The sequence below is a fragment of the Streptomyces sp. CO7 genome, from assembly GCF_053474865.1.
This window is the reverse complement of sequence record NZ_JBRIOU010000002.1, coordinates 330188-343756: the sequence shown is the minus strand read 5'-3', so window position 1 is coordinate 343756 and position 13569 is coordinate 330188. Positions and strand designations below refer to the sequence as shown.

The window sequence follows — 13569 nt, the reverse complement described above, 5'->3', positions numbered from 1 at the left end:
CCCCACCACGGTCTGCGAGTCGGGCGCGCAGACACCGGTGCCCCTCGGGGCGAGCAACGCGCAACTCGACCTGACGACGGTGCAGGCGGCGACGCTCCATCCCGCGGGCGGTCGCCTGCCCCTGCCGAGGTGGACCGCGACCACCCGTCCCCGCACGGTCGACGTCATCGGTGACACCGGCTGCGAACTGCCGGTGAACACGGCGGAGCCGGCGCAGTCCTGCGCGACCGCCTGGCCCTTCACCCCGATCGCGAACAGCATTGCCCGTGGGGCGCCCGACCTCGTGGTCCACACCGGGGACTACCTCTACCGCAACGACCCGAGCCGGGCGGACGACAAGGCCAGGAACCCGGGGTGCACGCTGCGCGCCGAGGCGGCGAGCTGGGCCTGTGTGGTGGCGGACTTCTTCAGGCCCGCCGAGGCGCTGCTGGCCGCCGCCCCCGTCGTGCTGGCCCGGGGCAACCACGAGGACTGCACGGGGCAGGCCGGGGGCGCCGGAGACGCCTGGTTCCGGTACCTCGCCGACGAACTGCGCTCCAACGGGACGTGCAGCCGCTTCCCGCCGCCCGCCACGATCCGCGCCGGCCTGCTGAACCTCTCTTCCGTGGACACCTCGTTCGCCGACCCGAACGACACCGGCAGCACGGCACAGGTGAACACCTTCATCCCGCAGTTCCAGGCCGTGAACCAGGCCGCGCGGCAGCGTCCGGCCGAGGACTTCTTCCTGCTCACCCACAAGCCGGTGTGGATGGTCAAGGCGGCGGGGCAGGCCCCCGGCGCGGTGACCTGGCTGACCCATGTCCTCGACGCGGCGGTGGCCGGCACCACGCAGCACCGCCTGGCGGACAACGTGCGCCTGGTGCTGTCGGGGCACGTCCACCTCTACCAGATGCTCGACTTCGACACCGTCCGTCCGCCCCAGCTGACCGTGGGCTCCGCGGGCTCACCGCCGGACCGCGGGCCGATCGACGACTACGTCACGGGACAGCCGGTCGGCACACCTCCGCAGCCGGTCCACCGGTCGATCACCCAGGTGGAGAACCCCTCGAACCCTCCGGCGGGACTGGAGGGGGTCCACGGCTACGGCCGGCTCCAGCACGTCAACGGGACCTGGGACCTGACCTTCCACCGGACGGACGGTGGGGTGCGGGGCCAGGTCTGCACGCTGAGCACGAATCTCGCCGGCAAGTCGTTCAGCTGCCACTGAACTCCTCGTCGGCGAGGGGGACCTGCCCGCACGTGGCCCTCCGGCCTCCGGTCCTCGGCGCAGGTCGGCGGTGGTGAAGTGCTGCTGGTAGCGCATGCCTTCGTCGGTGCCCCGCATCACCCAGTACGCGTCGACGTCCCGGCTCTTCGGTCCCAGGAAGCCGGCGGAACCGAACACGACGTCCGGGTGCCGGTCGCCGACGTGACCAGATCGGGCTTGCCGTCGCCGGTGACGTCGCCGAGCGCGGTGCCGCCCATGCCGGAGTGGTGCAGTCCCTCCGTGAGGCCGGGCGGAGGTGCCGCGCTCACCCCGCAACCTGAACCACACGCTGGACCCCCGGCGGGGCGAAAGGGTTTGGCCCCGAGGGCGTCCGGGGCGGGGCCCCGCCACCGGAAGCGGCAGCCCGCGCCCGTACCGCGCGTTCCGTCCGGAATCGCACGGTTCACCGCTGGCAGGTCTCTGCCATGGCGAGGACTTGCCGCCGCGAGGCCTTCACGACCGGCTTCACCGGTCGATAGACCCATGCCATGTACTCCCCCTCTCATTCCTCCGCCTCCCGGCGCAGACGCCGGCGGCTGGTCTCCGCACTCACGGCGGTGCCCCTGCTGGCATCGGGCCTCACCGTCGCCCAGGTCCCGGCCCATGCCGCTCCGAGCCGGCCCGCCGTCGCCGCCAAGCCCTCGGCGACCCACAAGGTCACCCTGGTCACCGGCGACGTCGTCACGGTCACCACGACGGCCGACGGCAAGCAGACGGCCGAGGTCCGCAGGCCGGACGGCGCCGTCGGCGGCGTGAAGCTGCAGGAGATCAAGGGCGACCTGTTCGTCGTCCCGGACGAAGCGGAACCGCTGCTGGGCGCGGGCAAGCTGGACCGGCGGCTGTTCAACGTCACCGACCTGATCGCCATGGGATACGACGACGCGAAGGCGTCCGCCGTGCCGCTGATCGCCACGTACACCCGGCCGAAGTCCCGCGCCTCGGTGGAGCCGACGGCCCCCCGGGGGAGCAAGCTGACCCGCAAGCTGCGCGGCATCGGCGGCGCAGCGCTCAGCACCCGGAAGCGGGAGGCGCGCACCTTCTGGAGGACCGTCGCCCCGCGGAGCGGCAGGAAGCTGCGCGCGGGCGTGGCGAAGCTCTGGCTCGACGGGCGGGTGAAGGCCGACCTGAAGGAGAGCGTCCCGCTGATCGGCGCGCCGAAGGCGTGGGAAGCCGGCTGGACCGGCAAGGGCGTCAAGGTCGCCGTGCTCGACACCGGTATCGACGCCGGTCACCCCGACTTCGACGGCCTGATCGACGGGACCAGCAGCTTCGTGCCGGGAGAGGCCGTCACCGACGTCAACGGGCACGGCACGCACGTGGCCGGCACCATCGTCGGTTCGGGGGCCGCCTCCGGCGGGGAGAACAAGGGCGTCGCGCCCGACGCCGACCTCTACGTCGGCAAGGTGCTCGGCGGCGCCGAGGGGTCGGGCCAGGATTCGTGGGTCATGGCCGGCATGCAGTGGGCCGCCGAAACCGGCGCGGACGTCGTCAACATGAGCCTCGGCGACACCTACCCCACGGACGGCAGCGACCCGATGTCGCAGATGGTCGATGCGCTGTCCGAGCAGTACGGCACGCTGTTCGTGATCGCCGCCGGCAACGCGGGTCCGGAGACCATCTCCTCCCCGGGCGCGGCCGCGGCGGCGCTGACCGTGGCGGCCACCGACAAGCAGGACCGGCTCGCGTCCTTCTCCAGCACCGGTCCGCTGGCCTACTCCGGCGCCATGAAGCCGGACCTGGCGGCGCCGGGCGTGGACATCACGGCGGCCCGCTCGCAGGAGATGACCGACGGCGGTGAGGGTCTCTACCGCACGATCAGCGGAACCTCGATGGCCACCCCGCACGTGGCCGGCGCGGCGGCGCTCCTGGCCCAGCAACACCCGGACTGGACCGGGGCGCAGCTGAAGGAGCACCTGACGAGCACCGCGAAGGGCCTCGGCGATGTCTCGCCCTACGAGGTCGGCACCGGCCGCCTCGACGTGGCGGCAGCCGTGCGCGCCTCGGTCCGCGCCACCGGGTCGCTCTTCTTCGGCAACCACACCTGGCCCCACGAGCCGACCGACACCGCCGTCACGAAGGACCTGACCCTCACCAACACCGGTGACAGGGACGTCACGCTGGACCTCGCGCTGACCGGGGCCGCCGACGCCCCCTTCGCGCTGGGCGACACCACGGTGACCGTCCCCGCCGGCGGCAGCGCCTCGGTGCCGGTGACCGGTGACCCGCAGGCCGCCTCGGCCGGACGGCACACCGGCTACGTGGTCGCGACCGATGCGAGCAGCGGGGAGCCGGTGACCCGCAGCTCCGTGGCGCTGCTGAAGGAGGAGGAGCGCCACGACCTGAACATCGAGCTGATCGGCCGGGACGGGAAGCCCGCCGCCGGCTGGGTCACGGTCAGCCTGGCCGGGGACGCCTGGCCCTGGAACCTCTACGTCGACGGCTCGACCACCATGCGGATGGCCCCGGGCGCGTACACCGTCGCGACCTACCTCGACGTGGCCGGCGAGCAGGCGGACCGCTCGGGCGTCGCCGTGCTGGTCGACCCGGAGACCGTGCTGAAGGACGGCTCCCAGGACGTGGTGCTGGACGCCAGGAAGGCGCGCCTGCTGCGGACCGAGGCGCCGCAGCGGACGGAGGACCACCAGCGCAAGGTGGACTTCAACATCCACTACGACGGCGTCGACCCCTACCTGGACTTCCGCGGCGCGTACGTGCTGCCGCCGTCGTACGACGACGTCTACGTCGCGCCCACGGAGGAGATGAAGCACGGCGAGTTCACGCTGGTCACCCGGTGGCGCAAGGGCGAGCCGCGGCTCGGCCTGAGCACGGCGGACGGCCGGCGCCACTTCGAGACCCTGGTGCAGGCCGGCAGCGCCCTGGGCACCGCCACGGACCGGCTGACCCCGCTCTACGCGGGCCACGGTGCGGCGGGCGCGTACGAGAAGCTCCGGGCCAAGGGCAAGGTCGTCGTCGTCGAGCGCAGTGACGAGGTCTCGCCCGAGGAGCGCGTCGAGGCCGCGGTCGCGGCCGGGGCGAAGGCGCTGATCGTGGTGAACGACGGTGTCGGCGGCCTGTCGGAGTACGTCGGCGAGTCGCCGATCCCGGTCGCCTCGGTCCACCGCGACGAGGGCAGGGACCTCGTCGCGGTGGCCAAGGCGGGCAACCGTGAACTGAAGGTTCAGCAGACGCGGTTCACGCCGTTCGTCTACGACCTGACCCGGGACTACCACGGCCGGGTGCCGGACCGCGCCCTGGTCTACACGCCCGCGAAGAAGGACCTCGCCCGGATCGACGCCCGCTACTACGCGGCCGCCGGCGGCCGCCTGTCCGAGGGCTACCGGTCCGACTTCACCCTCAGCCCGTCGTTCAACTTCCCCGAGACCGAGTGGCACCCGGGGACCCGCACCGAATGGGTGACGCCGGGCCAGGTGTGGCGGGAGTTCCACACGCAGGGCACCGACCGGGCCCTGCCGTGGACGATGGTGTCGGGCGACAACACCTACGCCAAGGGCAGCACCACGCGCCTGGACTGGTTCGCCCCGGTGACCCGGCCCGCTCAGAGCGAGTCCTTCGGCGTGTACAACTCCCGCTGGCAGGACATGATGACCTGGAACGTGCAGGCCTGGGCCTCCTCCAGCGACACGATGCGGCTGGGCGGCTACCTGCCCTGGGGGGAGACGCCGGCCCGCCTGCGGGTGTTCCAGGGCGACACGCTGATCCACGACAACCCGCACGGCACGGACATGCAGTGGATCGAGGTGCCGCCGGGTGACCGCCCCTACCGCGCCGTCCTCGACGCGGAACGCCCAGCCGACGTCTTCCGGCTGTCGACGCGCACCCACACCGAGTGGACCTTCCGGTCGGGCACCGTCACGTCCGACTTCTTCGAGCCGTTCTCGGTGCTGAACCTGGACTACCGGCTGGAGACGGACCTGCACGGCGACATCGAGGCCGGCGGGCTGCAACGGATCGCCCTCGAGCCGGTGTCCACGGACCTGGGCACCGTGCCGGGCACCGTCACCACGGTGAAGCTGGACGTCTCCTACGACGACGGCGCGACGTGGGACAAGGTGACCCTGACCAAGGGTGACGACGGTTCCTGGCGGGGCGCGTTCAGGACCCCGAAGAAGTCCGGCGGCTTCGTCTCGCTCCGCGCGAGCGCCGGGACGGACCGGGGCTTCGGCGTCGAGAACGAGATCATCCGGGCGTACGGCCTGCGATGAGCCGTACGCCGGCCGGGCCCCGGGAAGGCGACTTCCCGGGGCCCTTCGCCTCGCACCCACTCCCAGCAGGGCCTTTTCAGGGTCTGCCGCCGTGGCGCATACTCTCCCCGCTGCGGCAAGTGGAAGAGAGTCGATCGCCGATGCTGGATGCTCTGGGTCTGGAGCCCGACGACGAGCACGTCTACCGGGCGCTGGTCAAACGGCCCGGGAGCACCGCGGACCTTCTCTCGGACCTGCTCGCGCTGCCCCGCGCCCACGTCGACAGGGCCCTGTCGCGTCTGGTCGGGTGGGGCCTGGCCACCAGGTCGGCGGACGCCCGGTTCACCGCCGCCCCGCCGGCGATGGCGCTCGGCGCCCTCATCGGCCGGCGACGGGACGCCCTGCGGACCGCGGAGCAGGCACTGGTGACCTTCGCGGAGGAGCACCGTGCCGCGATGACCGGCAGCAGCATCACCGATCTCATCGAGGTGGTCACGGGCGTCGACGCCCTCCGCCACCGGTTCCTCCAGGTCCAGCAGGCCGCCCGGACGCAGGTCCGTTCCTTCATCACCGCCCCGTTCGTCGCCCTGCCGCCCGACGAGAACACGGCCGAGCCGATGGCCCTGGACCGCGGGGTGCGCTTCCGTGCCGTCCTGGACCGCGAGGTGCTGGCCGAGCCGGGCATCCTCCGCGAGGCCATCGACTCCCTGCGCAACGGCGTGCGACTGCGGGTCGCGGACCACGTGCCGATGAAGCTCGTCCTGGCCGACGCCGATCTCGGTCTGGTGCCGCTCGCGGTCACCCCGGCCGGCGAGCCCGGCGCGGCGCTGCTGCACCGCAGTGGCCTCCTGGACGCGCTGGACGCCCTGTTCGAGTCGGTGTGGCGCACGGCCCACCCGCTGCGGTTGTCCGACACCGGGGGCTCGTGCGGAGCGACCGTCGAGGTCGCTCCCGAGGGCCCGACCGAACTGGACCGCAAGATCCTCGCCCTGCTCCTGGCCGGTCTCACGGACCTGGCGGCGGCCACCCAGCTCGGCCTGTCGCCGCGCACCCTGCACCGGCGCCTGCGCCACCTCATGGACATGGCCGGGGTCCGCACCCGCATGCAGCTGGGCGCCCACGCCGTGCGCAACGGCTGGGCGGAACCGTTGCCGACAGCGTGACCGCCGAGGGCACGGGCACGCGGACCGCAGCCACACGGGCGGGGCGGGACGGGACGCCGTCCGCGCGCTCACGTGCCGCAGGAGATCCGGTGCGTAGTGGATGAAGCCGAGGACCGGGCGGGCGGCGGACTCATCCGGGATGCTTCTCCCCATGAGCACACCACCGGACGGACTGCCCGTCTACCGCGTCATGACGGGACCCGACGACAGCGCGTTCTGCCGACGGGTCAGCGAAGCGCTCGCCCTCGGCTACGAGCTGTACGAAGGCCCCGCCCTCACCTTCGACGGCGACAGGGTGATCGTCGCCCAGGCGCTGCTCTGGCCGGCACGGCCGGCACAGGGGTGAGCGCTTCGCGGGAGGCGGTGTGCGGCGTGGCACTGCGCCGTCACGCGTTCGCCGGGGGGCCTTGAGGTCGGCGCCGCCCCGCCGCGAAGCGCGTGACGGTCAGACCGCGTCGCGGTCCTCCGGCCGGCCGCCGAGCGCCGCTCCCAGGTCGGAGAGGTCGGCGTTGAGGGCCGCCATCAGCTCCTCCATCTGCTGGAGCAGGCCCGCCGGCTGCTGCGGCACGCCCTGCATCCCCGACCCGCCCGGCACGAACTGCGGCGGCGGCACGGTCTCTTCCGACATCGATGTCTCCCAGCCCCGGAGGGCGCACACGGACGGACGCCCCGGCGGATGGTCCCCGGCGCGGGAGCCGGGTCGGCCCGGCTCCGCACCGGACAACGAACTCCGCAGGTGGCGGTAACTGCACGGGACATCGAACGGTCGCCAGGTTGACGCTTTTTCACTCTGGCGATGATCACGGCGAACGTGGGACCGGAGAGGGAGCGGATCAAGGGACGGGGCGGCGACCGGAGGGGCGGGCGTGCTCCCTGCCTGGGTTCCGGTGCAGGATGGGGGCATGGACCTGCGAATCTTCACCGAGCCCCAGCAGGGGGCTACGTACGACACCCTGCTCACGGTCGCGAAGGCCACCGAGGACCTCGGCTTCGACGCGTTCTTCCGTTCCGACCACTACCTCCACATGGGCGGCGTCAGCGGCCTGCCCGGCCCGACCGACGCGTGGATCACGCTGGCGGGCCTCGCCCGGGAGACCCGGCGGATCCGACTCGGCACGCTGATGACGGCCGGCACCTTCCGCCTGCCCGGCGTGCTCGCCATCCAGGTCGCGCAGGTCGACCAGATGTCCGGCGGGCGCGTCGAGCTGGGCCTCGGCGCGGGCTGGTACGAGGAGGAGCACAAGGCGTACGGCATCCCCTTCCCGAAGGAGAAGTTCGGCCGCCTGGAGGAGCAGCTGGAGATCGTCACCGGGCTCTGGGCGACCGAGGTCGGCAAGACGTACAGCCACCACGGCGAGCACTACGACCTGACCGACTCCCCCGCGCTGCCGAAGCCGGCGCAGAACAAGGTGCCGGTGCTCATCGGCGGTCACGGCGCCAAGCGCACCCCGCGACTGGCCGCCCGGTACGCGGACGAGTTCAACATGCCGTTCTCCTCGATCGAGGACACCAAGGCGCAGTTCGAGCGGGTGCGCGCCGCGGCCGTGGAGGCGGGGCGGTCCGCGGACGACCTCGTGTACTCCAACGCGCTGGTGGCGTGCGTGGGCCGCGACGACGCCGAGGTGGCCCGCCGGGCGGAGAAGATCGGGCGTGAGGTGGACGAGCTGAAGGAGAACGGCCTCGCGGGCTCTCCCGCCGAGGTCGTCGAGAAGATCGGCCGCTATGCCGAGGAGGCCGGGTCGCAGCGGATCTACCTGCAGATCCTTGATCTGGACGACCTGGACCACTTGGAGCTGATCTCCTCCGAGGTGCAGAGCCGGCTCGGCTGACACCGCCGCCGACACGTCGGCCGGCACGTCGGCCGGCACCGCCGTCTCGGCAGCCACCGCGTCGGCGCGGACCGTCGCCGCGATAAACAAGGGCGCAGGTCGGGCCCGTTGTGCGATCGTGAGCGGCGTCGTCCTGCGAAGCCCCCGGGACAGGTGTCCCGGGGGCTTCGCATGTCCGTCCCACAGGCCGCGAGCGGCTCCAGGAGAATGAGGAGAGGTGTCCGGATGTTCCTGACCATCACCACGACCGGTACGCCGGAGAACCCCGCCACCGATCTCGGGTTCCTGTTGCACAAGCACCCCGACAAGGCGCAGCCCTTCTCCACCTCCTACGGCACGGCGTACGTGTTCTACCCGCAGGCCACCGAGGAGCGCTGCACGGCGGCGCTGCTGCTGGAGGTCGACCCGGTGGCGCTGGTGCGCCGCGGGCGGGGCAAGGGCCGGGGCGGGGCGCCGGACTCGGCGCTCGCGCAGTACGTCAACGACCGCCCGTACGCGGCCTCGTCACTGGTGGCGGTCGCGCTGAGCGCCGTGTTCTCGACGGCGATGAAGGGGCAGTGCAACGCCCGTCCCGAGCTGCCCGGGCGGCCGCTGCCGCTGCGGGTGGAGATCCCGTCGCTGCCGGCCCGCGGCGGCCCGGAGCTGGTGGCCAAGCTGTTCGAGCCGCTGGGCTGGACGGTGGACGTGCGGCCGGTGCCGCTGGACACCGCGTTCCCCGAGTGGGGCGACTCCCGGTACGTCTCGCTGACCCTGGAGTCCGAGGTCCTGACCGTGGCGCAGGCGCTGCGCCACCTGTACGTGCTGCTGCCGGTGCTGGACGACGCCAAGCACTACTACGTCTCCGCCGACGAGGTCGACAAGCTGCTGCGGGCGGGTGAGAGCTGGCTGGCCGGTCACCCCGAGCACAAGCTGATCACCAACCGGTACCTGTCGCGGCGCTGGTCGCTGGCGCAGAAGGCGATGGACCGGCTGGAGACCGAACGCGAGGAGCTGGCCCGGCTGGCGGCGGCCGACGACACCGCGGTCGAGGAGATCGACAACGCGGTGGACCCGGACACCGACACCGAGGAGCGGCCGGTGCCGCTGGCGGTGCGGCGGCGCGAGGCGATCCTGGAGGCGCTGCGGGACCGGCGCGCCGCCCGGGTCCTCGACCTCGGCTGCGGGCAGGGGCAGTTGGTGCAGGCGCTGCTGAAGGACACCCGGTACCGGGAGGTCGTCGGCGTGGACGTGTCGATGCGCGCCCTGACCGTCGCCTCGCGCCGGCTGCGGCTGGAGCGGATGGGTGAGCGGCAGGCGTCGCGGGTGCGGCTGCTCCAGGGGTCGCTGGTGTACACCGACAACCGGCTCAAGGGGTACGACGCGGCGGTGCTCAGCGAGGTGATCGAGCACCTGGACCTGCCGAGGCTGCCGGCGCTGGAGTACTCGGTGTTCGGCTCGGCGCGGCCGCGCACCGTGGTCGTCACCACGCCGAACGTCGAGTACAACGTGCGCTGGGAGTCGCTGCCCGCCGGTCACTCCCGGCACGGAGACCACCGGTTCGAGTGGACGCGGGAGGAGTTCCGCGCCTGGGCGGACTCGGTGGCGGCGCGCTACGGCTACGACGTCGAGTACCGGCCCGTCGGCCCGGACGACCCCGAGGTGGGACCGCCGACCCAGCTGGCCCTGTTCACCCTGTGTGCGGACACCGGCGGCGAGCGGCACGCCGGCACCGCCACCGCCCCTGCGCCGGCCCCCGCCCGTGCCGAAGAGAGCAACGACGAGAACCGTAAGGAGGCCGCGGCATGAGCGACGCAGCTGTCATCGAGGAGGCCCGGCCCGCCGGGCGCGTGCTGCCCGTCACCGACCTGTCCCTGGTGGTGCTGATCGGCGCCTCCGGCTCCGGCAAGTCCACGTTCGCCCGGCGGCTGTTCAGGCCGACCGAGGTGATCTCCTCGGACTTCTGCCGCGGGCTGGTGTCCGACGACGAGAACGACCAGAGCGCCACCCGAGACGCGTTCGACGTGCTCCACTACATCGCCGGCAAGCGCCTCGCGGCCGGCCGGCGGACCGTGGTGGACGCCACCAACGTGCAGCCGGAGGCACGGCGGCAGCTGATCCAGCTGGCGCGGGAGCACGACGTGCTGCCCATCGCGATCGTGCTGGACGTGCCGGAGTCGGTGTGCGCGGAGCGCAACGCCGCCCGGGTGGACCGGGCGGACATGCCGCGCCGGGTCGTCCAGCGGCACACCCGTGAGCTCAAGCGTTCGCTGCGCCACCTGGAGCGCGAGGGCTTCCGCAAGGTGCACGTGCTGCGCGGGGTGGCGGAGGTGGAGGGCGCGACCGTCGTCACCGAGAAGCGGTTCAACGACCTGACGCACCTGACCGGCCCGTTCGACATCGTCGGCGACATCCACGGCTGCGCCTCCGAACTGGAGTCGCTGCTGGACAAGTTGGGCTACGTCGACGGCACGCACCCGGAGGGCCGCACCGCCGTGTTCGTCGGCGACCTGGTCGACCGCGGACCCGACTCGCCGGGCGTGCTGCGACGGGTGATGTCGATGGTGGAGTCCGGCAGCGCGCTGTGCGTTCCGGGCAACCACGAGAACAAGTTCGGCCGTTACCTGCGGGGCCGCCAGGTCCAGCACACCCACGGCCTGGCCGAGACGATCGCCCAGATGGACGGGGAGAGCGAGGAGTTCAAGGAGCGCGTCCGGAAGTTCATCGACGGTCTGGTCAGCCACTACGTGCTGGACGAGGGCCGCCTGGTGGTGTGCCACGCGGGTCTGCCGGAGAAGTACCACGGCCGTACCTCGGGCCGGGTGCGTTCGCACGCCCTGTACGGCGACACCACCGGGGAGACCGACGAGTTCGGGCTGCCGGTGCGCTACCCGTGGGCGGAGGACTACCGGGGCCGGGCCGCGGTGGTCTACGGCCACACCCCGGTGCCGACGGCCACCTGGCTCAACAACACGATCTGCCTGGACACCGGCGTCGTCTTCGGCGGCAAGCTGACCGCGCTGCGCTACCCGGAGCGGGAACTGGTCGAGGTGCCGGCCGAGCGGGTCTGGTACGAGCCGGTCAAGCCGCTGGTCGGCGAGGCTCCGGGCGGTCACCAGGGCCGTCCGCTGGACCTGAACGACGTGCACGGCAAGCGGATCGTGGAGACCCGGCACGCCGGACGGATCGCGGTGCGCGAGGAGAACGCGGCGGCGGCGCTGGAGGTGGTCAGCCGGTTCGCGGTGGACCCGCGGCTGCTGCCGTACCTGCCGCCGACCATGGCGCCGACCGCCACCTCCAAGGAGGACGGCTACCTCGAGCACCCCGCGGAGGCGTTCGCGCAGTACGCGGCGGCCGGGGTGGAGCGGGTCGTGTGCGAGGAGAAGCACATGGGCTCGCGGGCCGTGGCGCTGGTCTGCCGGGACGCGGGCGTGGCGCGGGAGCGGTTCGGCGTGGACGGTCCGACGGGCTCGCTGTACACCCGCACCGGGCGCCCGTTCTTCGACGACGAGCGGGTCACCGAGGAGGTCCTCGGCCGGCTGCGGTCGGCGATCGACGGCGCGGGGCTGTGGGAGGAACTGGACACCGACTGGCTGCTGCTGGACGGCGAGCTGCTGCCCTGGTCGCTGAAGGCGGGCGGGCTGCTGCGCCACCAGTACGCGGCGGTCGGCGCGGCCTCCGGGGCGGTCTTCCCGGGCGCGCTGTCCGCGCTGGAGGCCGCCGGGTCGCGGGGCGTGGACGTGGCCGGGCTGCTCGCCCGGCAGCGCGAACGGGCCGTCGACGCGGGGAAGTTCACCGAGGCGTACCGGCGCTACTGCTGGAGCACCGAGGGCCTGGACGGGGTGCGGTTCGCTCCGTTCCAGCTCCTGGCGGGGCAGGGCCGGAGCCTGGCCGGCGTGCCGCACGACGCGCAGCTGGCGTGGCTGGACCGGCTGGTGGAGGCCGACGGCACCGGGCTGCTGCGGAGCACCGGGCGGCTGCTGGTGGACACCGGTGACGCCGCCTCGGTGGCCGCGGGGGTCGAGTGGTGGCTGGAGCTGACCGGGCAGGGCGGCGAGGGCATGGTCGTCAAGCCGCTCGGCGCGGTGGTGCGGGACGCGGAGGGCCGCCTCGTGCAGCCCGGCGTCAAGTGCCGGGGCCGGGAGTACCTGCGGATCATCTACGGCCCGGAGTACACCCGGCCGGACCACCTGGAGCGCCTGCGGCAGCGCCACCTCGGCCACAAGCGGTCGCTGGCGCTGCGGGAGTACGCGCTGGGCCTGGAGGCGCTGGACCGCCTGGCCGAGGGCGAACCGCTGTGGCGCGTCCACGAGGCCGTCTTCGCGGTCCTGTCCCTGGAGTCCGAGCCGGTGGACCCGCGGCTGTAGTCCCGCGTGCGGACGTTGGCGCAACGTGGCCGGGCCGGAAAGGGGCGCCCCCTTCCCGGCCCGGCCGTCTCGCACCCGCGGTGCGAGTACCCTCAGGCCGCCGCTCGTCCAGGGAGGTGGGCATGACGTCGAGGCCGTCGATCGACGAGGCCATGGGCCTGCTGGAGGCGGAGGTCCGGGCGGAACGGCAGGCAGGCTCGTGCCTGGACCTGGAGGCCGCCTGGGCGGCTTTCCTGCGCTTCGGCCGGCAGCTGTTCGACGTCTCCGACGCCCCGGACGGCGATGGCCTGCTGTTCCAGTACGGGACGTACAGCTTCGAGGGTCCCCCGGCGTTCACGGTGGACCTTGCGCGTCAGTTCGAGGTCTTCGACGCCGTGGGCGACCACGCCGAATACGTCCAGCTGCACTGCGAGGTCCGCTTCGCCCCGGAGCCCGCGCTGAAGGCGGTGGGAAGCTTCACCTCGTGGTTCTTCCACGACGACGGCCAGGATCTCGACGCGTGGGCGCGGGAAGTGACCGCGCGGCCGGCCTGGGCCATGGTGTGTGCCCGTACGCCGGCCGAGGTCCGGGTGTACCAGGAGGGTGTGTAGCCGCTCGGGTGGCCGGTTCGGCCGCCGCGCACCGTCGTTCCGGGCCCCGCAGGCCGCAATGTCGTCATGTCGACACCTGGCCAGGGGGGGCCGGGGGTTCAATCCGTCGGCGTGACGAACTGGGACGCGCCCTCGCGGAGGCGGTCGCGGAGGGCGTGGAAGAGGGCGGTGGCGCGAGGGCCGGGCCAGTCGGGCG

The 13569-nt window shown here is 72.9% G+C and carries 9 protein-coding genes; 8 read left to right on the top strand and 1 reads right to left on the bottom strand.

All coding sequences use genetic code 11. From position 1 onward, the window contains the following. From ACOV8S_RS03470 to ACOV8S_RS03455, 4 genes are all read left to right on the top strand, one after another. Nucleotides 1-1207: metallophosphoesterase family protein (locus ACOV8S_RS03470; RefSeq protein ID WP_448316039.1), on the top strand; the 1207-nt coding region annotated here is incomplete at its 5' end. 527 nt (nt 1208-1734) lie between these two features. Then, nucleotides 1735-5469: a S8 family serine peptidase gene (locus ACOV8S_RS03465; protein ID WP_448316038.1), complete on the top strand. Its 3735-nt coding sequence runs from the start codon at nt 1735-1737 to the stop codon at nt 5467-5469. A 140-nt stretch (nt 5470-5609) separates the two neighbouring features. Beyond that, nucleotides 5610-6611, top strand: coding sequence for a helix-turn-helix domain-containing protein (locus ACOV8S_RS03460; RefSeq protein ID WP_448316037.1), 1002 nt, complete (start codon nt 5610-5612; stop codon nt 6609-6611). A 151-nt stretch (nt 6612-6762) separates the two neighbouring features. Next, the gene (locus tag ACOV8S_RS03455) at nt 6763-6957 is read left to right on the top strand and encodes a DUF1737 domain-containing protein (RefSeq protein ID WP_448316036.1); all 195 of its coding nucleotides are present in this window, start codon (nt 6763-6765) and stop codon (nt 6955-6957) included. A 99-nt stretch (nt 6958-7056) separates the two neighbouring features. On the opposite strand, the gene ACOV8S_RS03450 is transcribed toward ACOV8S_RS03455, so the two are convergent. Further along, complete coding sequence (locus ACOV8S_RS03450) at nt 7057-7239, bottom strand: hypothetical protein (protein ID WP_448316035.1); 183 nt, start codon at nt 7237-7239, stop codon at nt 7057-7059. A 274-nt stretch (nt 7240-7513) separates the two neighbouring features. Here ACOV8S_RS03450 and ACOV8S_RS03445 point away from each other — a divergent pair, with 274 nt between their 5' ends. From ACOV8S_RS03445 to ACOV8S_RS03430, 4 genes are all read left to right on the top strand, one after another. Then, the gene (locus tag ACOV8S_RS03445; protein ID WP_448316034.1) at nt 7514-8440 is read left to right on the top strand and encodes an LLM class F420-dependent oxidoreductase; all 927 of its coding nucleotides are present in this window, start codon (nt 7514-7516) and stop codon (nt 8438-8440) included. 225 nt (nt 8441-8665) lie between these two features. Then, nucleotides 8666-10225 carry a 3' terminal RNA ribose 2'-O-methyltransferase Hen1 gene (locus ACOV8S_RS03440; RefSeq protein ID WP_448316033.1) on the top strand — a complete coding sequence of 520 codons (1560 nt, stop codon included), beginning with the start codon at nt 8666-8668 and terminating at the stop codon, nt 10223-10225. Beyond that, a complete protein-coding gene (locus ACOV8S_RS03435; RefSeq protein WP_448316032.1) occupies nt 10222-12783 on the top strand; it encodes a polynucleotide kinase-phosphatase in 2562 nt (853 codons plus the stop codon). Before ACOV8S_RS03440 ends, ACOV8S_RS03435 begins: the two co-directional genes overlap by 4 nt. A gap of 122 nt (nt 12784-12905) precedes the next feature. Then, nucleotides 12906-13373, top strand: coding sequence for a hypothetical protein (locus ACOV8S_RS03430; RefSeq protein ID WP_448316031.1), 468 nt, complete (start codon nt 12906-12908; stop codon nt 13371-13373). Nucleotides 13374-13569 lie beyond the last annotated feature (196 nt).

Excerpts from the sequence above, each read along its gene's own strand:
- ACOV8S_RS03430 (WP_448316031.1), top strand. The coding sequence starts at position 12,906 with ATGACGTCGAGGCCGTCGATCGACGAGGCCATGGGCCTGCTGGAGGCG.
- ACOV8S_RS03465 (WP_448316038.1), top strand. The coding sequence starts at position 1,735 with ATGTACTCCCCCTCTCATTCCTCCGCCTCCCGGCGCAGACGCCGGCGG.
- ACOV8S_RS03445 (WP_448316034.1), top strand. The coding sequence starts at position 7,514 with ATGGACCTGCGAATCTTCACCGAGCCCCAGCAGGGGGCTACGTACGAC.
- ACOV8S_RS03450 (WP_448316035.1), bottom strand. The coding sequence starts at position 7,239 with ATGTCGGAAGAGACCGTGCCGCCGCCGCAGTTCGTGCCGGGCGGGTCG.
- ACOV8S_RS03440 (WP_448316033.1), top strand. The coding sequence starts at position 8,666 with ATGTTCCTGACCATCACCACGACCGGTACGCCGGAGAACCCCGCCACC.
- ACOV8S_RS03435 (WP_448316032.1), top strand. The coding sequence starts at position 10,222 with ATGAGCGACGCAGCTGTCATCGAGGAGGCCCGGCCCGCCGGGCGCGTG.
- ACOV8S_RS03460 (WP_448316037.1), top strand. The coding sequence starts at position 5,610 with ATGCTGGATGCTCTGGGTCTGGAGCCCGACGACGAGCACGTCTACCGG.
- ACOV8S_RS03455 (WP_448316036.1), top strand. The coding sequence starts at position 6,763 with ATGAGCACACCACCGGACGGACTGCCCGTCTACCGCGTCATGACGGGA.